The sequence below is a fragment of the Glaciimonas sp. Gout2 genome, from assembly GCF_035018905.1.
GTDB lineage: Bacteria > Pseudomonadota > Gammaproteobacteria > Burkholderiales > Burkholderiaceae_D > Glaciimonas.
In genome coordinates, this window is sequence record NZ_JASJXA010000010.1 from 37198 (window position 1) to 57271 (window position 20074).

Genomic DNA, 20074 nt, shown 5'->3' on the forward strand with positions numbered 1-20074 from the left:
GTATTTAAGCTCCGTCAGGGATTGCTTTTCATGCGTTGAAACGAAGTGTCATGCATCAGCATATCTTCTAGTGCGCACTATCATGGACTTAAACTTAGCGCTTTAGCGCTGACATGGACACTGACACTCAAGGTTTCTTCTCCGCCACCACGACGAACGCCCCGAACTGGTGCGGCTGAGTCGTAATCGCGGCCGATCGCCAGCCGACAATAGGCATCGCTGGCAAAGCACGCGTGGGTGACATCAATGCTTACCCAGCCTGTAAAATCTGACTGGGCCACCCACACATCTACCCACGCGTGGCTTTCAGCGTGATCGCTATTCCCCGGATCGATATAGCCGGACACGTAACAGGCCGGGATGCCAACAGCGTGGCAGCAGGCAAGAAATAAATGTGCATGATCCTGGCAAACACCTTGGCCCAGTCGTAATGCATCATCTGCGCTGCTGGTGACTAGCGTGGAGCCACTTTGATAGGTGACCGCATTGCAAATGGCTTGCGCCAGCGTGACTAAATCCTCGCTGTTTGGATTACGTGATAAGTGACGATGGGCAAACTCGATGATCGTTGGCGTCGCTTGGGTCAGCGATGTTGCTACGGTGAACACGAGTGGAGAAACTGCACCGGTTTGTGGCAATCGCCCCAAGTACAAGGGGGTGACCGCGATGCTGCCTTCGGCAACGATCCTGACTTCGTTATGCCGACCCGTGATGGTCAACATATGACTCAGATTGCCGAACGCATCCGTGAAGGGATTGCGCACACCGGAACTGGTGATATGCCAGTTAAGTGTGCGCTGATGCTCTTCGGGACGTGGCGTCAATCGCAACTGTTGAATCGTGTAGGTTAATTCTTCGGTATAGTGATAAAGCGTCTCGTGCCTGATGGTCAGCAGCATGATAGTTAGCGGAAGTGGAGCAGAGGCCGGTCAGGCCGCTAGTGGAACCAGAAAGTCACGGCTGATACGATTGCCCAATTCAAAGATGCGCTCGAAAAATACCGTCAAATAATCGTGCAGACCGGCCTCAAGAATTTCATCAATGCTACCGAATTGAAGTTCAGCATGCAACTTGCCAGCGAAGCGCTCCGTATCAGCTGATACATTATTGCTGACGTGTTTCAGATTATTGAGGACCTCTTCCATACATGCCGCAAGTGAGCGTGGCATGTCCGCGCGCAAAATCAGCAAGTCAGCGACGCGTGCCGGCGTGATGACGTCACGATACACCTTACGATAAATTTCAAACGCTGAAACCGAACGCAAGATTGCTGCCCAATAGTAGAAGTCAATTTGCGGCTCGGTCTTCGCTTCGAGTGCCTGTTCGTGCTTTTGTTCCTGATCTTGCGATTGGGACTGAGATTGAGATTGAGATTGAGATTGTTTTTGCTGCTTCTCATTGGCGCTATGAAACTTGACGTCAATGATCCGTGCAGTATTATCTGCACGCTCCAAAAAAGTCCCGAGGCGGATAAAGTGAAATGCTTCATCCTTCAGCATGGTGCCGATTGTCACGCCACGTGAGAGGTGCGAGCGATGTTTGACCCATTCGAAAAATTCTGCAGGGTTTTGATCTAGCGCATCAGTTTTCAGATAGCCCTGCATTTTTAGCCAGGTGGCATTTTGGATTTCCCAGGCTTCCGTGGTTAATGCTCCCCGCACTGCGCGTGCATTTTCCCGCGCCTGAGTAAGGCAGGCGGAAATAGAGGATGAGTTAGCCGGGTCGCGGACCATGAAATCGATGACGTTTTGCGGTGTCAATGTTTTATGTCGCTTATCATAAGCCTCCTGCAGCTCGGAGATGCCGAGGAGGGCACGCCAGCCTTGCTCAACGTCTTCATCCGCCTGCGGCAACATGCCTGTTTGCAAATGTACATCCAGCATGCGTGCAATATTTTCAGCGCGCTCGGTGTAACGGGCCATCCAGAATAAGTGATCTGCGGTGCGGCTCAACATGTTATTTCTCCAGTATCCAGGTGTCTTTGGTGCCGCCGCCTTGGGACGAATTGACGACGAGCGAGCCTTCTTTGAGCGCCACGCGCGTCAGTCCACCACGTACCATCGAAACGTTTTTTCCCGAAAGAACAAATGGTCGCAGGTCGATGTGGCGCGGGGCAATCCCGGCCTCAACATAAGTAGGGCAGGCTGAGAGCGCCAATGTTGGCTGGGCTATGTAGCCTTCTGGATTGGCGATCACGCGAGCACGGAAATCTTCGATTTCTTGCTTCGTCGATGCCGGACCGACCAGCATGCCATAACCGCCAGCGCCGTGGACTTCCTTGACGACCAGATCTTTAAGATTCGCCAAGGTGTATGCCAGATCGTCTTTTTTGCGACACTGAAAAGTCGGGACATTATTGAGAATCGGTTTCTCTGCCATGTAAAACTTGATCATGTCGGGAACGTATGGATAAATCGATTTGTCATCAGCCACGCCGGTACCGATAGCGTTCGCCAACGTGACGCCGCCCGCACGATAGACCGATAGCAAACCGGGCACACCAAGTGTAGAGTCCGGACGGAACGCCAGCGGATCCAGATAGTCATCATCGATTCGGCGATAAATGACGTCGACGCGTTTTGGTCCACGCGTGGTGCGCATATATACTGCGTTATCGTCGACAAACAAGTCTTTTCCTTCGACTAGCTCAACGCCCATTTGCTGCGCTAAAAATGCATGCTCAAAGTACGCTGAGTTATACATCCCCGGCGTCATGATCACGACCGTTGGATCGGTAACACCAACTGGTGCCACGGAGCGCAAATTATCGAGCAACATGTCAGGATAATGATCAACCGGTGCGATTTTATGACGTGTGAATAATTCTGGAAACAGGCGCATCATCATCTTGCGGTCTTCTAGCATATAAGACACGCCGGACGGGACACGCAGATTGTCTTCTAATACATAAAATTCGCCTTGACCAGCGCGTACGATATCGACGCCTGCAATGTGCGCATAAATATCCGAGGCCACTGAAATACCCTGCATTTCAGGGCGGTACTGCGCATTGCGGAAAATTTGTTCCGCAGGGATCACGCCGGCCTTGATGATGTTTTGATCATGATAAATATCATGGATGAACATATTCAGCGCCTTAACACGCTGAATCAGCCCTGCTTCCAGCACCGACCATTCGGCGGCATGAATGATGCGTGGAATAATATCGAAAGGGATCAGTCGTTCGGTACCGGCGTCGTTGCCATACACTGCAAAGGTGATGCCGACACGACGGAAAATGACATCTGCTTCAACGCGTTTTCTAGCAATCGTTTCGGCCGATTGCTGTCCAAGCCAGTTTGAAAACTCACCATAATGGGGACGAGCAACGTCGGAACCATCGGTGTACATTTCATCGAAAAAATTTGCCATAACTTTACTTCGCAGTTGTTTTGTACGTAAACATCAAAAGATTTCCCCTGATGACCAAGGTCAGCGCTGATGGCATTTAGTCTCGTATTAATTTTATCAAAATAGCATTATTCGTACTGAGTGGCAACTGCCCTGCATGGTTAGCCAAGGCAGTTTTAAGCCGTTATTCGCTATTGATAGTTGAGCTTTCAGTTAACTCGGAAAACCAAGGTGTTGGTTTCGGTACTGCGCACGGAGCGGGCGCATCGATTGAGGTGAAATTAGCGGGGCCAACAACTTCCAGATATTCCATGTCGGGAGAGTAGTCGAATAAAAAATGCACTATACCGGGGCGCTGGTGCACGCAATCACCCGCGTTGACCAGCGTTAATTGGTCCTCATACATGAAGCGTGCCCAACCTTTGAGCATGTAGACCATATGAAACTTTGCTTCATGTCGATGCCAGCCAGTGCCTTCTTCTGGTGCCATGTTCGCCTTCACCAACTGAGCGATGACCTGGCCACCTGTGGCCGCACTAATACCTAAATCGCGATATAGGAAAAAATCCCGGAGACCACCAGGTTCAAATGCAGTATCGCCCTCGCGTATATGAGAAAACGCGGTTTTTGGAACGGTTTGGTCATTGGTGTTTTGCGCATCCATTGCACTGTCCTTTCATGCAAAATACGAATTAAACACGACCATGACGACAATCAATGTCATGGTGACCATTGATAAATCGGTCGCATGGACTGTTGTAGAGTGACTTTAACAGCTACATACAACACATACTCGTAATAAAATTTCAGTAGTAACTTTACTCCTGAATCGCCTTCAAGCGGCGCTCGAAATGACGATTGAGATGATAGAAATTACTCTTTTTGTCTAGCAATTCCCGTGCCAGATAGCTGATGTTTATGGTAACAATTTGCTTAAGGGGAAATCATTCCCTCCCAGCAAGATCGCTTGGCTGCTCGCAGCGCTTCAAGGCGCACGAATATAATCGACCAACGCCATCGTGCGTGCATCCGGTGGTGGTGTCAGTAAGCTGACGACTATCATCGTCAGCAATCCAGCTGGGACGCCAAAAACGCCAGCTGAGATGGGAGCAATGTGAAACCACTGCCCCGTGACGGACCCGCCCAATGCAGGAAGGGTGTGCAACATGTAAAACACGCACATGCCGAATCCGGCAATGATCCCGGCAATGGCACCGTGTTGATTGGCTCTTTTCCAAAATACACCAAGCATGAGCGCGGGGAAAAGTGCCGAACCGGCGAGTGAGAATGCCGCTCCAACCATAGACAAAATATCGCCGGGTTTTAACGACGCGGTATAAGCCGCCAGCAACGCCACGACGAGTAGCAGCAATTTGGAAATCGTAACGCGCTTTTGTGTGGAGGCCACCGGATCAATCATTTTGTAATAAACGTCGTGTGATAGCGCGTTAGAGATCGTTAAAAGCAGGCCATCGGCAGTGGATAGCGCTGCTGCTAAACCGCCCGCAGCAACCAATCCTGAAATGAAATAGGGCAATCCGGCAATTTCTGGTGTCGCCAATACGATCATGTCACCGTCCAGCGATATTTCCGATAACTGTACGATACCATCATGATTCAGGTCGATGATGCTGACCAGCGGATTAGTTTTGTCGATATTGGCCCAATACGACACCCAGTTTGGTAGATGCGCGTACTCGGTCCCGACCAATGAAGTATAGATGTCGTACTTGACCAATACCGCTAAAGCAGGGACCGTCAGGTAGATCAATAAAATAAAAAACAGCGTCCAGAAAACCGATTTACGCGTTTCTTGTACCGATGGCGTGGTGTAGTAGCGCATCAACACATGCGGCAATGCGGCTGTCCCTAGCATCAGGCAAAACACTACTGCCAAAAAGTTGTTACGTTTAATATCCGATGCTTCTTTATCCTTGCCCGGAAATGGGGTTGCTTGTGGCGTGGGTGGCTCGGCGTGCGCCAGATTGAGGGCTTTGGCATCTCTCCATCTCTGCTGGGCTTCTTCCGGTGATTTTGGATATTCGCTCAACTTACGATTGGCAACGCGAATGTCGATCAGCGAAGTGTCACTGCTATGTTTTAAGGCTTTAAGTTCGCGCTGTGCTTCGATCCGACCTTGCGTCCAGGATTGAGGCAAATTGTTCAAGCGCTTGTCGAATGCTTCGGCACGTGCTTTGTAAATACTCCGCACCTCTAATTCTTTGGGATCATCGCTCAACGTTTTTTCAATATTGCTTAATTGCGTCATGACCGAGCCATATGCAAATTGCGGAATTGGATTATGTGTATGTTTGGCTGATAGCCAGATGACGGGAATCAAGTAGGCAAAAAGAATGATGATGTACTGCGCCACTTGCGTCCACGTAATCGCGCGCATTCCACCTAAAAATGAACAAACCAAAATGCTGGCAAGACCGAGAAAAATGCCAACGGAAAAATCGACGCCAGTGAAGCGCGACGTGATAAGTCCGACACCATAAATTTGTGCCACCACGTATGTAAATGAGATGAGTACAGTGGCGATTACCGCCAAAATGCGAACTGGATTGCCGCCATACCGACCACCAATGCGGCCGCTGTAGCGTGCGGCCAAAAAGTCCGGAATAGTGTACTGACCGAATTTGCGTAAATAAGGCGCAATGAGGAGCGCAACCAGACAGTAGCCGCCGGTCCAGCCAATGATATAGGCGAGACCATCAAAGCCCTGCAAATATAAGCCCCCGGCCAAGCTGATGAAAGTTGCTGCCGAAATCCAGTCGGCAGCCGTTGCCATGCCGTTAAAAATTCCCGGTACACGTCTTCCCGCAACGTAATATTCCGACACGTCGGATGTCCGGCTAACGACGCCAATGCCCGCATACAGGGCGATGGTAGCGAACATGAACATATAACCAATCCAGGAGCGTGGAAATCCTTCTTTTTCGAGGATGGCGAGAATGATCAGAAAGCCAATGAAGCCTGCGGTGTACCAAGCGTAATAGCGCGTCAAACGCGATAAGAATGACTTACTTTTCATTATTGAGTTCAGCCAGTTGAGACGACTTCATTGCGCGCAGCTTTGGATCGGGCAAAGTCATATCGGCATCACGGTCAAATCGTCCCATTTGCCAGGTATATATACCGACGAGTAGGAGGTAAATCACGACCAATCCTTGTGCGGCCATATAAAAAGATAAGGGCCATCCGAACACGGTAACGCTTGATAATTCTCGCGCAAAGAAAATCACAAGAAACGTGACCGAAAACCAAATCAGTAACAGGCTGAAAGTCAGTTTTTTGGTCCTGCGCCAGTGTCTGGCATTGCGAGCAGCGATATTCTGAGGGACGGATTGGGCCATGGTTTTAGTCAACAATCAAAGAATCAAAAACATTGAACGCGCTACAATCTGGCGAGTACTTTAAGGGACTTTTTATGCAGCTCCTTTACCTTTGAACCTCAAGATTGCGGAGGCAGTAAGCTGCATTTATTTAACATTTTCTGTGCTTATTTTCTACTGACTTGCGACTTTCCTCTGCTTATTTTTTCCTGTATTACAGACTTCTTACACTGGCTTTTTAATCATATTTTTTACTCACGCAACCGCTAAACTGCAATACGCTTTTAGCGATATTCATCACGAAAATTAGCTGGGGAAGTTTGCTTGAATGTGACGCGAAATAAACACCCTGGCAGCTTTTGATCGTCGCAACGAGGATTGTAAAAAATACTGACGTCAGCGTCATGTTGTTGGGCTATTTCCCGCACGATAGCGAGCCCTAAACCGCTTCCGCTCCGATTGCTGTCAAGTATGCGATAGAAACGCTCGAACACACGTTCACGCTCCGCTGGCGGGATACCTGGGCCGGTATCTTCTACTTCCAGAATTGCCTCTTGCTTATTTTCTCCGGCACGAATGCGCACCGTCACGTGGCCTTCTGGCGGCGTGTAATGCAACGCGTTATCAATCAAATTGCTCATCAACTCTCGCAGCATCATTGGATTGCCGATGACAAGGAGAGGTTGTGGCGCTTCTTCGAAGCCCAGATCGATACGCTGTGTAAACGATGCTTGTACCCAGTCGCCCACGACGTTGCGTGCCAACTCTGACAATTCAATAGGAATGAGAGCGGTATTTTCCTGGGTTTGATTTTCTGCACGCGCTAACGAGAGCAGTTGATTTACAAGGCGCGTGGCAGAATCTGAACTCTTCGCCAATTGCTCAAGGGACCGACGAATATCGTGACCGTCCGTTTGGCGCAGCGCCAGTTCGGATTGCATGCGCATGCCCGCCAACGGCGTTTTCATTTGATGCGCGGCGTCAGCGATAAAACGTTTTTGGGTTTGTATCGTCTGTGAAAGACGTGAGAGCATGTCGTTGAGCGAGCGTACTAAAGGCGATATTTCCTCGGGAACCTGACCGGAATCAATGGGGCTTAAGTCATCAGGTCGTCGAGCTCTTATCCGTTGCTGCAATTCGGATAGCGGTGATAAACCGCGCGACAAGGCAAACCAGACGAGTGCGAGTGCGATCGGCAGAATCAAAAACTGCGGCAAGATCACTCCCTTGATGATTTCATTGGCTAACTGTGCACGTTTTTCCAGCGTTTCCCCTACTTGCACCAACGCCATCGGCGGCGCCGGATCATTGATGTTGGCGCTAGCTGCATCGTTACGCAAATCGACATACGTGTACGCCACCCGCACGTCGGTGCCATGCATCGATCCATTATGAAATTGTACGGTGCCTGCATGCGGTGGATCCTCATCCGGGGCAATCGCTGGCATTTCCCGGTCGCCGTCGACATATTCACCCTTGGGGCCGGTGATCAAAAAATAGATATTGTCGATATCATCGGCACGCAAAAAATCGCGCGCTGCACCCGATAAGCGGGTAACGACCTTACCGTTGGCTTGACTAACCTGTTGTGATAAGACTGTGACGCTATCATCCAATGCGCGGTCAAATGGCTGGTTGGCAATGGACTTAGCCACTAAATACGTGATGGCGATACTCATCGGCCATAGTAATAGCAATGGCACCAACATCCAGTCAAGAATCTCGCCGAATAGTGAGCGTTGAATGCGTTCTTTCGATTCACTTTCTAACGCCACGCTCGGGTCGAATCCGAGATCGAGACCGATCTCGGATTCGACTATATGATCCCGATCCGAGAGGGGTATGCTGGAAGCCTGCGCGGCCATGATTTGGTCGTCACGCATCTGAGGAAATTATTTTGTACTGGAGAAGGTAGCTGGCGGCGTTTGCGGGGCAGGCACCTCAGCAATTTTTTCGAGGCAATAACCCAATCCGCGCACAGTCGCAATCCGCACACCGCCGACTTCGATTTTTTTGCGTAACCGGTGTACGTAGACTTCAATGGCATTATTGCTGACTTCTTCACCCCACTCACACAAGTGATCGACCAACTGTTCCTTCGATACCAGACGACCGGTCCGTTGCAGCAACACTTCCAGTAATCCGATTTCTCGCGCGGATAAATCCAGCATCTGATCGCTGATATAGGCGATCCGGCCAACCTGATCGTAAGATAACGGACCATGTTTGATCACGGTCGGGCCACCGCCAGCACCTCTGCGCGTAAGCGCGCGCACGCGCGCTTCGAGTTCCGAGAGCGCAAATGGCTTGGCCATGTAATCATCGGCGCCCAGATCAAGCCCTTTGACGCGCTGTTCGATGGAGTCTGCTGCGGTTAATATCAGCACCGGCAAACGTGAGTTACGTGCGCGCAGGCGGCGTAGTACTTCCAGACCAGCCATTTTCGGCAGTCCTAAATCAAGGATCAACAGATCGAAATCTTGTGTCGATAATGCCGAGTCAGCTTCCATACCGTTCAGCACGCAGTCGGTCGCGTAACCGGATTGGCGTAATGAACGGGTGAGTCCGTCGGCTAAAACACTATCATCTTCAGCGAGTAAAATACGCATGGCTAAGTTTGCCTTTTGGATGTTCTATGATCGGGATATGGCGCTGGTTATGATTGTTTTCAGCAGCTATCGTCGTCGGCTTACATTCTGGGCTTTATTCGTCGGTTACATTCAGCGTCGGTCAGTGTTTTCGGTTGCGCGTTGCTAATAATACTTGTTACTTTATTGTTACTTTTGTCTCAAGCATAGTCTAGGGCGTTTCCGCCATAGCGGCAAGCGTTGTAACTATTTAAGACCATCGGTTACTGAGTGTATCTTTAGCGTGCACTTTATTCACAAATTAATCTGAGATTTGGGGTAAGTGGCTAATGGTGCGGCCGATTGAGGCGACGACCCGGCACTTTTGGTATAATAAAGAAGTTGTTCCTTTGAAATTTATTATTGCGATTATTCATGATCCGAGTGTTGATACTTTTCTTGACGTTTTTGCTGCCTATGCAAGTATTTGCAAGCGGTGTAGACGCGCATATTAAGTTCGCACTGGCGCAAGACAATCATGCATTGGTACAACATGAGCAGCTACAGCAACAATCGCAATTTCTTGATATCGCCGATGTGATGGCGTATCAAAAAAGCATGAGTGAAGATTGTTGCTCGTTCGGTGATGATGAAGATTCAGCTGAACTCAATTTGCATGCCGACCTGAGCGACGAACCAGTGCCAGCACTTGGCTTCAACTTCAGACCAAATTCATCTCCGTTAGCCGCGGCGCACGGCAATGACGGCATGCGTGAACCGCCTTTCTTACCCCTCATTTCTCCTCCACCTCGAGCATAAACACTGTTGGCTAACTGCGTTTTCGGTTAGTCAGCAATATGCGTTGGCCGAATTGTTATCGGCTTAATGCGTATATTTCACGCTCTATTTCTGTAAATCTTCATTTTTAGTTGTTCTGCGATCCTGCTTGTCGCTACACGTTCGCGCAGCCGCTAATGTACGCCACCTGGTTTCATCATCCGGTCGCATCAATTAGTGTTTAGCGCAATGGTGAGTTAAAGGTCGCAAGGGGCGCTACGTTGTTATTTGCATTGTCAATTAATTGCAAGATTTTCACCTGATGGCAGACTAGCTTACGTGGGTAACAACCGCTAAGCGAGGAAAGTCAGGAAGTTTTTAGCGAGTATGGCCCTTCAAGTGGCCCTATTTCACACTGATTTAAATCTCGGGAGTTAGCATGAAAAAAATGTTTATTGCGCTGATGGTCGTTGCGATGACGTTGTCAGTCGGCGTTTCATCGGTAGAAGCAAAACGTATGGGCGGCGGTGGTTCGTTTGGGAAAAAATCCCAAAGCATGAATCGTCAACAGGCCACGCCAGCACAAAATCAGGCAGCTGCTAAAGCCGCTCCACCTGCTGCGGCCGCAGCAGCAGTTGGTGGCGCAGCCAAGTCCAGCGCATGGAAAGGAATGCTGGGCGGCGCGTTGTTGGGCTTAGGTCTTGGTGCGTTGTTGTCGAGCATGGGTCTTGGCGGGGCGATGGCCAGTATGATCAGCACTATTTTAATGGTGGGCTTGTTAGCGGTGGCGGGTATGTTCATCTACCGCATGGTGCGTCGGAAAATGGATAGCAACAATGGCATGAAGCCAGCATTCTCCGGATCTGGCCCGATGAATAACGTTCGCAGCGCAAGCTTTACGCCGGAAATTGCGTCACGTATGTCAAATGTGGAACCAGCGCAAAAGACCACATTTGACTCAAACACATTTGATGCGCCAACCAGTACCGGTGCAACGACTGGCACTGCTTTTGGCGCTGCAAGCGCATCTTCAGCGGCGGGCAGCAATGCGATTGATGTACCGGCAGATTTCGATACAGCGGGTTTTGTGCGCCATTCAAAAACCAACTTTATCCGTTTGCAAGCGGCGTGGGATAAGGGTGATACCGATGATATCCGTGATTTCACTACACCTGAAATGTTTGCCGAATTGAAAATGCAATTACAGGAACGTGGTCAATCGGCCAACAAGACGGACGTGATCACGATTGATGCTGAATTCCTCGGCTTGGAAACCATTGGTAACGACTACATGGCTGGCGTCAAATTCTCGGGCATGATCAAGGACGATCCAACAGCACTGGCAGAGCCGTTCAATGAAATCTGGAATCTAACCAAGCCTATCAACGGCAATGGTGGATGGACTTTGGCTGGTATAGAGCAAGTGGCCTAAGTTATAAAACCTTTGATGGCGCTCACTTGACGGTGAACGCAGGTCTTGCTGAGCTGAAAATAAAAAACCGTCTGCGAGAAATTGCACGCGGTTTTTTATTATTTTTACCTGCTTGTATGATGGGAAAAGAGGTAATGCGTCAATGCGTGCCTCAAGCTTAAATGCTCTGGAAGAAACTCACCAATTCAGGCACGTCTGAATACGCTACGTTGAAGCGAAACCAAGGTTGCGCTGGTGCAGCTAGATGAAAAAAGTCTCCCGGCGCAAGCCAAATTCCTTTTTGTCGGGCAAGGTCGGCAATATCACGGGCCGATAAATCAGTATGTTCAAATTTTGCCCAAGAAAACATACCCCCGCGTGGTGTGGCAAATGGCGTCAATCCAGCTTCGATCAGTCGCGCATTGACGCGCGCTTGCGCATTTAACAAAGCGGCAGAAAGGTTCTCAACGTGACGACGGTGATGACCTTCAGTCAATGCGCTGTGTACCAACCGCTCGGTAATTTCCGAGTTAGTGAGTGTAAGTACCATTTTGGTATGGACCAATTGTCGCGCTAATTCACGCTGGCAGGCGATGTATCCCAGTCGAAGCGAAGGTGCGACTGTTTTGGAAAAGCTACCAACGTAGATCACCCGCTGCAAGCCATCAAGCGCGGCCAGCATCGGATCGTTTGGTTGGCCTAACTCCCGAAAAATATCGTCCTCGACCACCCAAAATCCGTTTCGCTCTGCCGCCTGCAAAACCCTCATGGCACAAGCGGGCGTATAGGAAGTGCCCGTTGGATTGTGCAACACACTGGTCGTGAAGTACAACACGGGTTTATGTGTCCTGGCTAATATCTCCAGTTGCTCGGTATTAACCCCGCTTGGTGTGCGCGGGATGCCGATCACGTTCACATCCGCCATCCTCAACATCGCGATTAAATTACAATAACTAGGATCGTCGACCAACACGGTATCACCGCGCTTGACCATAGTTCTGATAATCAGATCAAGCGCTTGCGTCGCGCCATGTGTCGTAAGGATGTGGTCAATCGGCACCTCAAGCGACCATTGTGCCAAAAATTGACTAATAGTCAGCCGTAGTGGCGCATAGCCGTAAGGATGACCGTAGCCAACTTGCTGCGCGCCAGGCGCTCGGATGATGCGCCGTTCGGCCTGATGCAGACCATCGTCGTCCAGCCATTTTCCCGGCAACCATCCGCATCCCGCTTTGATCGGAACACGCTCATCTGCAAACATTTCGGATAACAACCAGGCAGAATCGATCACCGGCTCAGGCGGATTAAAGGTGGGTATTGGTTGTGTCTGCGTGGATTGATAAGCGATGAAAAAGCCAGCGCCACGGCGCGCCGCCACCAAGCCGCGCGCTACAAGCCGTTCATAGGCTTCCACGACCGTTGACGTTCCAATGCCCTGATCAATACCGAATTGGCGTACGGATGGTAACTGTTCGCCTGAACGGAGCATGCCTTGGGCAATTAATTGCGCAAGATTCGTGGCAATCTGATCGACCAAACCGATGGGGGAAGCGCGGTCCAGCGATAACTGGATGGATTTGGCGCGTGCTTGTTTCATGACAATTCCTGGCGATTTTAGATAAAATTTCGACAACTAGTTCGACAATAATTGCGCAGTCCAAAGAGCGAGGCAGAAAAGGTATTAAAAAAGCAACCTAAAAAACACTTTGTCCGAGCAATACAGTTTTTCAACTAAAGCAAAAGTGTATCTAACAATACTGGGCGTGTCCCGTAATAATCAGTTATTAATATGAATGATTAACAATCCTACCTGAGGTGCGCGCAATGACAACTAACACCAGCCATGCTGATATGTCTGCTTTCTGGATGCCTTTCACTGCAAATCGCGACTTTAAAGAAGCGCCACGCCTGTTGGAATCGGCATCCGGTGTGTACTATAAAGATGTGAAAGGGCGCAAGATTTTGGACGGCACTGCCGGTTTGTGGTGTGTCCCGCTGGGACACGCGCAGCCAAAAATTGTCAAAGCGGTACAGGACATGGTTGCCAAACTGGACTTTGCGCCTACATTTCAGATGGGGCATCCGTCCGCTTTTGAGTTGGCCGACCGTTTGAAGCAATACACTAATAACCGCTACAGCAAAGTGTTCTTCACCAATTCCGGCTCCGAATCGGTTGATACTGCGTTGAAAATGGCAATTGCCTATCACCGTGCGCGTGGTGACGGTACGCGCACTCGCTTGATCGGCCGCGAGCGTGGCTATCACGGCGTTGGCTTCGGTGGTATCTCGGTCGGCGGCATTTCAGGTAATCGCAAATCCTTCGGGTCGCTGTTAGTGGGTGTCGACCATATGCCGCACACTCATAATCTTGAACAAAATGCTTACACCAAAGGAGAGCCGGAATGGGGCGGTCATCTGGCGGACGATCTTGAACGCATTGTGGCTTTGCATGACGCCTCAAATATCGCCGCCGTTATTGTTGAGCCGGTGGCTGGATCAACCGGCATTTTGGTCCCGCCAAAAGGCTATCTGAAACGCTTGCGTGAAATATGTACCAAGCACGGCATCCTGCTTATATTTGATGAGGTGATCACTGGTTTTGGTCGTCTCACGACGCCATTTGCGTTTGATTACTTTGGCGTTGAACCGGATCTGGTGACGACAGCAAAAGGTTTGACCAATGGCGTGGTACCGATGGGCGCAGTATTTGTAAAGCAACATATTTACGATGCGTTCATGGACGGCCCGACTGGAATCGAACTGTTCCATGGTTACACCTATTCTGGTCATCCGCTGGCCTGTGCCGCCGGACTGGCGTCTTTGGATATCTTTGAAAACGATGGCATTCTGGATCACGCAAAGAGCATCGCCAGCTATTGGGAAGATGCAGTGCATTCGTTGAAAGGCCTTCCGCACGTTGTTGACATCCGAACCATTGGTTTGATCGCAGGGATCGAACTCACCTCGATTGTGGGCAAGCCCGGCGCGCGCGCTTTTGATGCTTTCAAACAGGCGTTTGATGATGGCATTCTAATTCGCACCACAGGCGACATCATCGCGTTATCGCCACCGTTAGTATTCGAAAAAACGCATATCGATGAACTGATCGGCAAACTATCCGGTATTTTAAAAACCTTGGATTGAGCCAAAAATAAGAACTGGATTTGCACCAAGTTATGCCGACGTTTTTAATGCCACGCTCGGCAAACCAGTTGCACAAGTCGTTCTCGGTATCGCGTAGGAAGTCGTTGCAGCGATTGCTGCAGTCAGCACTACGTTTTTTCATGTCGCCGATAGCAGTCATGCAACCTCGGCCGAATGCCGCTAGTTGGGGTGTCAAGTTTGCATTTCAGAAAATGAAGTAATCTGGAATGCGAAAAAATAATTACGCAAAATAATGGCATGATTAATCTCATGCCATTATTTTTTATCGGCTTCGCTGAGGATTTTCTTGGATACGCGAAGATGGACGTGGTATTCGGTGCCGGTCACAATGCGATTTATACTGCTCGCGTTGCGTCGTCCGGAATGATTTTTGTGCCGTGCAAAGATGGCGTCAGCCACAATGAAATCGAGGATGCTAAACCAGAACATCTGAAAGCGGGTGCGAACGTCTTGCTGCACGCCATATTAAACAGCGCAATTCGTATCGCTGATTAATTAAGAATAGGCTGAATTAATCTGGTAATGAATTTTTGAGGAATAAGAAAATGCTATTGAAAATCGTTGTCGCGCGACTGAATCACGAGACGAATACGTTTTCTCCTATCACTACGCCGCTGGATGCTTTCGCGCCGCAATGGGATGAGGCGGCCTATCGTGATCAGAAAGGGGCACGTACCGCCATGGGTGCATTTCTGGATATTGCGGACGGGTTGGGCGCTACGATAGTGACACCAATCGCGGCCATGGCCAATCCAAGCGCGGCCGTCGCTGCAGATGCTTACACGCTGATGAATGACGCTATCTTGCGGGCCATCAGCGTGGGTTGCGATGCGATCATGCTGGATCTTCACGGCGCGATGGTAGCGGAAAACGCTGAAGATGGTGAAGGTTCGCTACTCCAAAAAATACGCGAGATAGCGCCTGATACCCCTCTGTGCGTCGCCCTTGATCTGCATGGCAACATTACACAAAAAATAATAGATAACGCGGATATTATTGTCAGCTTCAAGACCTATCCACACATCGACATGTACGAAGCTGGCGAGCATGCCGGTCGTTTGCTGGTTGATATGTTGCAACAAAAAAGTCATCCGGTAGTCGGGTGGTGTCAGTTGCCATTGCTGTCGGCCTCACTGACTAGCGACACATCGACCAGCGCGATGCAGCGTGCAGTGCAAGCCGCGATCGCTGCGGAATCTGAAACGGGTGTCTTGGCGGTATCGATCTTCGCCGGTTTTCCGTTGTCGGATTTCCGCGATGCAGGGATGTCGGTAGTAGTGGTGACCGACAACGATGTGGATCTTGCCAATCAGGTAGCAGAAAAAATTGCCCGTTCGATGTGGTGCGAGCGTGATGGTTTTGTGTATGACAGCAAGCCCTTAAAGCAGTCGCTGGCGAACGCAAAAGAGATGGCCGCAGGTGACGGTGCCGGACCAGTGTTATTGCTTGATCATAGCGATAATGTCATGTCTGGCGGCACGTGCAACACGCTCGATGTGCTTGAAGTCGCCATGGCCGAAGGTCTTACAGACATCGGTGTCGGACCAATCAGTGATCCAGAAGCGGTCTCAAAATTGGTCGCTGCGGGTATCGGCGCGACCGTCACCGTTACGCTAGGCAACAAGGTCGCCCTCACCAAACAAGGCATTACTAAAACACCGCTAACCTTGACTGGCCAAGTGTTAGCGATAACGGATGGACAATTTTCGGTAACCGGTCCTATCTATACTGGTTCCACCATACAAATGGGGAAAAGTGTCCTGTTCGATATTGGCGTGGCACAAATCGTTGTGACCGAAGAGCGGGTGGAACCTTACGACCTTGGCGTCTTTACTAGTATGGGCCTTGATCCAGTTAAAAAAACGTTCTTGTTGCTGAAATCGCGTATGTATTGTCGTCCGGTATTCGGACCGATTAGTAAAGGCTTGGAGGAGTGCGACTCCGATACTGGCGGTCCGACCAGTTCGAATTTTGCGTTATTTCCCATCAAGAATGTACGCCGCCCCATTTATCCGCTGGATATGGATACGCGTTGGCAGTGAACGCACTACATGGTGCAAAAGTCCTGAAGAGTGCCGAGTCAATGCTAGAAGAGTGATAAAGACAGTGACGGATGTCGGTAAAGCGAAGTAGCGACTTACTGAAAGGCGCATTCATCAATTCGCTTCATCGTCCCGGTTAATGCATCATTCACTATTTTGCGTGAATATTTTCTAGCATATCCCGCACCATTTGATCCAGACCAATTTCGGCATGCCAGTTCCAGTCGGTGCGTGCTTGCGTATCGTCCAGACTCTGCGGCCAACTGTCGGCGATATCTTGTCGATCATCCGGTTGATAAACGATCTCGAACTGCGGCAACTGTTGCCTGATGGCTTGCGCTAACTGCGCTGGGTTGAAGCTCAATCCAGCCACATTATAGGCCGACCGTATCCGCACTTGCGCTGCTGGTGCCTCCATCAGTTCGATAGTAGCCCGAATGGCATCGGGCATATAAATCATCGGCAAGGTGGTTTCCGGATAAAGAAAACATTGATATTGTTCAGCACGTTTGGCAGCATGAAAAATAGCGATTGCATAGTCAGTCGTGCCCCCGCCGGGAGGCGATTTGAAGCTGATGATACCCGGATAGCGGATGCTGCGGACATCAATATCGAACTTGCTGAAATAGTACTCGCACAGTCTTTCACCGGCTTGTTTACTGATGCCGTAAATGGTGGTTGGGTCCATGATCGTCATTTGCGGCGTATTGATGGCTGGCGTATTTGGCCCAAATGCGGCGATTGAGGATGGCCAAAATATCCGTAAAGGTTTACCGACCTGATTGCGTTCCCGCGCCAGTTCTAAAATGTTGAGTAAGCCATTGATATTTAATGTCCATGCTTTCAACGGTGCTTGCTCGCCGGTGACCGATAACATCGCGGCCAATTGGTAGACCTGTGTAATCTCATAACGGTTGATGACTTCTGCAAGCAGATTGCTATTGAGTACGTCGAGACGCTCGTAGCAAGCCGCGCCATACGAACTGGAAGGGCTGATATCGGCCGCGATGATATTGGCGGCACCATGTTTTTCTACGAGCGCATCCACTAACTCGCTGCCAATTTGACCGTTAGCACCAATGACCAGAATCTTTTCCATTTTGTTTTCCGTCTTAATGTTTCAAGAGGCCGAGCTCATGGCCGACTTGCGCAAATGCTGCTAATGCCAGATCGAGTTGTTGCGTGCTGTGGGCGGCCGACATTTGTACGCGCACCCGCGCCTGGCCCATTGGTACGACCGGATAGAAAAAGCCGGTAACCAGAATGCCCAATGCATACAAGCGTTGCGCAAATTGTTGGGCTATCGGCGCATCGAATAGCATCACCGGCACAATCGGATGCGTACCCGGTTTGATGGTGAAGCCCAACTGAGTGATTTCGCGCCGGAAATGCTCCGTGTTTGCCTGCAAACGATCACGTAACTCGGTCGAGTTTGAAAGCATATTTAATACCGTCAACGAGGTCCCTGCTATGGATGGTGCCAACGTGTTGGAAAACAAATAGGGGCGAGATTTTTGCCGCAATGTTTCAATCACTTCACGCCGTGCAGCGGTAAAACCACCCATTGCACCGCCGAGTGCTTTACCGAGCGTTCCGGTGATGATATCTATCCGACCCATCACATGATGATGCTCGTGCGTACCGCGTCCGGTCGAACCCATGAAGCCCGACGCGTGGCATTCATCGATCATCACCAGTGCGCCGTATTTGTCAGCCAGATCGCAGATTTTGTCGAGCTGTGCAATCGTGCCATCCATCGAAAATACACCGTCAGTGACAATGACCTTATGACGCTTGTCGCCAGCCGCCTGCAACTGAATTTCGAGATCGGTCATGTCGTTATGGGTGTACCGAAAACGCGCGGCCTTGCACAGACGAATGCCATCAATGATTGATGCGTGATTCAGTGTGTCGGAGATGATCGCGTCTTGCTCGTCAAATAATGGCTCGAACAAGCCGCCGTTGGCATCAAATGCCGCCGCGTACAAGATCGTGTCTTCCATCCCGAGGAATCTAGACAAGGCTTGCTCCAATTGCTTGTGCACGGTTTGCGTGCCGCAAATAAAGCGTACCGAGGATAAACCGTAACCATATTGCTTGGTGGCATCAATCGACGCCTGAACCAATTTTTCTTCGCCGGAGAGGCCGAGATAATTGTTCGCACAAAGATTGATTAGAGTGCGGCCGTCGTCACAGACAACTTCGGCGCCCTGACGCGAATTGATAACGCGTTCCGGCTTATAAAGTCCTTGCTCGCGCAGAGCGTTCAGGTTGGTGTCGAGACTGGCGAAGAAGCTTGCTTTTGAGGATGTCGGCGTCATTTCAATTCCTTGTCGTTTTTTATGCAGACGGTTTTAATACCCACGGTTTTAATGTTCACTATCTATCTTAAAACTTGTACGGCGATCGTGTGCATTTTCGTATTGTGAGCGGTTGCCCAAGGCCAAATGACGGCCCCATTTATCGTTTTGAGTCTTATGTCTTTTGTCAATTTTGTAACCATAAATGTGGCTGTAAAATCCGGTAGCGGAACGCTTTAGCAAACGGCGTCGGCCTACGCTTAACACCTAGTGGGGTATTGGGATCTATTTGATCTATTATCGACTGTTGCATCTGTTACTATGAAGTTCAATATAAAGATATGAATCCACTATATCGAACAAATATTCAATATAGTGGATATTAACGACTGCCATTAAACATAGCAAGTAAATTTATGCATTCACCTATTGCTCACAACACACCACCCGAAGTCGGCGCGACGCTTCAACGGCTACGGCTTAAGCGCGGTCTGACGCTTGACGATTTGTCGCGTGCGGCCGGCGTGTCTAAATCCATGCTGTCGCAAATTGAACGTGAAAAAGCGAATCCGACCATAGCGGTGACATGGCGATTGGCCAACGCTTTAGGTATTGGTATAGAAGAATTGCTCGCTACCGAAACGTCGGAACGGGAAGCTATTCACATCATGGAACCGCACGAAACGCCTACTTTGCCTGGTCTTCACGCTGGTTACGTCCTGCGCATTCTCGGGCCGATGGAATTGGCCGGCAAATATGAATGGTACGAATTGACGTTGGCACCGGAAGGGGCATTAGTTTCCACACCGCACGATCCTGGCACGATGGAGCATTTAACGTTGTTGAATGGTGGTGTCGAGGTCGTCGTGGATGGCGTGAAGAAAAAGCTGAAAATTGGTGGCACTGCACGCTACCCCGCCGACAAAAATCATGTGATACGTAACACAGGAAAAACCGAGGCGAGAGCTCTATTGGTAGTGATTCACCGATAAATCCAGAGGGCTTACGCAAATCGCCCAAGCGGCGTTTTGCTCTCCTGGCCGCGTTTTGCTTTCCTTGCCGCTGCTAGCCCCGGTACTGGCGTACTGTCTGCGTCGGCAGGGTTGGCAAGCCCGTTGCTAGG

At 50.0% G+C, this 20074-nt stretch carries 16 protein-coding genes and 1 pseudogene; 6 read left to right on the forward strand and 11 right to left on the reverse strand.

Going from position 1 to position 20074, the window contains the following annotated elements; genetic code table 11:
- Window positions 1-80: 80 nt before the first annotated feature.
- From QN379_RS09310 to QN379_RS09345, 8 genes are all read right to left on the reverse strand, one after another.
- Window positions 81-899: a transglutaminase family protein gene (locus QN379_RS09310; RefSeq protein WP_323506530.1), complete on the reverse strand. Its 819-nt coding sequence runs from the start codon at window positions 897-899 to the stop codon at window positions 81-83.
- Window positions 900-929: 30 nt separating this feature from the next.
- Complete coding sequence (locus QN379_RS09315) at window positions 930-1955, reverse strand: alpha-E domain-containing protein (protein WP_323506531.1); 1026 nt, start codon at window positions 1953-1955, stop codon at window positions 930-932.
- Window position 1956: 1 nt separating this feature from the next.
- A complete protein-coding gene (locus tag QN379_RS09320; RefSeq protein ID WP_322233535.1) occupies window positions 1957-3372 on the reverse strand; it encodes a circularly permuted type 2 ATP-grasp protein in 1416 nt (471 codons plus the stop codon).
- A gap of 163 nt (window positions 3373-3535) precedes the next feature.
- Complete coding sequence (locus QN379_RS09325; protein ID WP_322233533.1) at window positions 3536-4015, reverse strand: cupin domain-containing protein; 480 nt, start codon at window positions 4013-4015, stop codon at window positions 3536-3538.
- Window positions 4016-4336: 321 nt separating this feature from the next.
- Entirely contained in the window at window positions 4337-6388 is a 2052-nt protein-coding gene (locus QN379_RS09330; protein ID WP_416186784.1) for a sodium:solute symporter family protein, read from the reverse strand.
- The gene (locus QN379_RS09335) at window positions 6378-6710 is read right to left on the reverse strand and encodes a DUF4212 domain-containing protein (protein WP_322233531.1); all 333 of its coding nucleotides are present in this window, start codon (window positions 6708-6710) and stop codon (window positions 6378-6380) included. The genes QN379_RS09330 and QN379_RS09335 overlap by 11 nt, the downstream gene beginning before the upstream one ends.
- Before the next feature lie 263 nt (window positions 6711-6973).
- Window positions 6974-8572 (reverse strand): sensor histidine kinase, encoded by a 1599-nt coding sequence (locus QN379_RS09340; protein ID WP_322233529.1) that lies wholly within the window; start codon window positions 8570-8572, stop codon window positions 6974-6976.
- Window positions 8573-8581: 9 nt separating this feature from the next.
- Complete coding sequence (locus tag QN379_RS09345) at window positions 8582-9298, reverse strand: response regulator transcription factor (RefSeq protein ID WP_322233527.1); 717 nt, start codon at window positions 9296-9298, stop codon at window positions 8582-8584.
- A gap of 435 nt (window positions 9299-9733) precedes the next feature.
- On the opposite strand from QN379_RS09345, the gene QN379_RS09350 reads away from it, so the two are divergent.
- Both QN379_RS09350 and QN379_RS09355 read left to right on the forward strand, forming a co-directional pair.
- Entirely contained in the window at window positions 9734-10075 is a 342-nt protein-coding gene (locus tag QN379_RS09350) for a hypothetical protein (protein WP_322233525.1), read from the forward strand.
- A 397-nt stretch (window positions 10076-10472) separates the two neighbouring features.
- The gene (locus tag QN379_RS09355; protein WP_322233523.1) at window positions 10473-11465 is read left to right on the forward strand and encodes a Tim44-like domain-containing protein; all 993 of its coding nucleotides are present in this window, start codon (window positions 10473-10475) and stop codon (window positions 11463-11465) included.
- 157 nt (window positions 11466-11622) lie between these two features.
- Here the strand turns inward: QN379_RS09355 and QN379_RS09360 are convergent, their stop codons facing one another.
- On the reverse strand, window positions 11623-13041 hold the full coding sequence (locus tag QN379_RS09360; RefSeq protein WP_322233521.1) for a PLP-dependent aminotransferase family protein: 1419 nt from the start codon (window positions 13039-13041) through the stop codon (window positions 11623-11625).
- Window positions 13042-13268: 227 nt separating this feature from the next.
- Between QN379_RS09360 and QN379_RS09365 the strand changes: the two genes are divergently transcribed.
- The 3 genes and pseudogenes from QN379_RS09365 (at window position 13269) to QN379_RS09375 (ending at window position 16651) form a co-directional block, all read left to right on the forward strand.
- A complete protein-coding gene (locus QN379_RS09365) occupies window positions 13269-14588 on the forward strand; it encodes an aspartate aminotransferase family protein (RefSeq protein ID WP_323506532.1) in 1320 nt (439 codons plus the stop codon).
- A 306-nt stretch (window positions 14589-14894) separates the two neighbouring features.
- Window positions 14895-15104 (forward strand): annotated as a pseudogene (locus tag QN379_RS09370) (Zn-dependent hydrolase); the annotation flags it as partial.
- A 50-nt stretch (window positions 15105-15154) separates the two neighbouring features.
- A complete protein-coding gene (locus QN379_RS09375; RefSeq protein ID WP_323506533.1) occupies window positions 15155-16651 on the forward strand; it encodes a M81 family metallopeptidase in 1497 nt (498 codons plus the stop codon).
- Between the two features lie 151 nt (window positions 16652-16802).
- Here QN379_RS09375 and QN379_RS09380 read toward each other — a convergent pair whose 3' ends face one another.
- Both QN379_RS09380 and kbl read right to left on the reverse strand, forming a co-directional pair.
- On the reverse strand, window positions 16803-17750 hold the full coding sequence (locus QN379_RS09380; RefSeq protein ID WP_322233515.1) for an NAD-dependent epimerase/dehydratase family protein: 948 nt from the start codon (window positions 17748-17750) through the stop codon (window positions 16803-16805).
- Between the two features lie 13 nt (window positions 17751-17763).
- A complete protein-coding gene (gene kbl / locus QN379_RS09385) occupies window positions 17764-18972 on the reverse strand; it encodes a glycine C-acetyltransferase (protein ID WP_322233513.1) in 1209 nt (402 codons plus the stop codon).
- 395 nt (window positions 18973-19367) lie between these two features.
- Between kbl and QN379_RS09390 the strand changes: the two genes are divergently transcribed.
- Complete coding sequence (locus QN379_RS09390; protein WP_322233511.1) at window positions 19368-19943, forward strand: XRE family transcriptional regulator; 576 nt, start codon at window positions 19368-19370, stop codon at window positions 19941-19943.
- Window positions 19944-20074 lie beyond the last annotated feature (131 nt).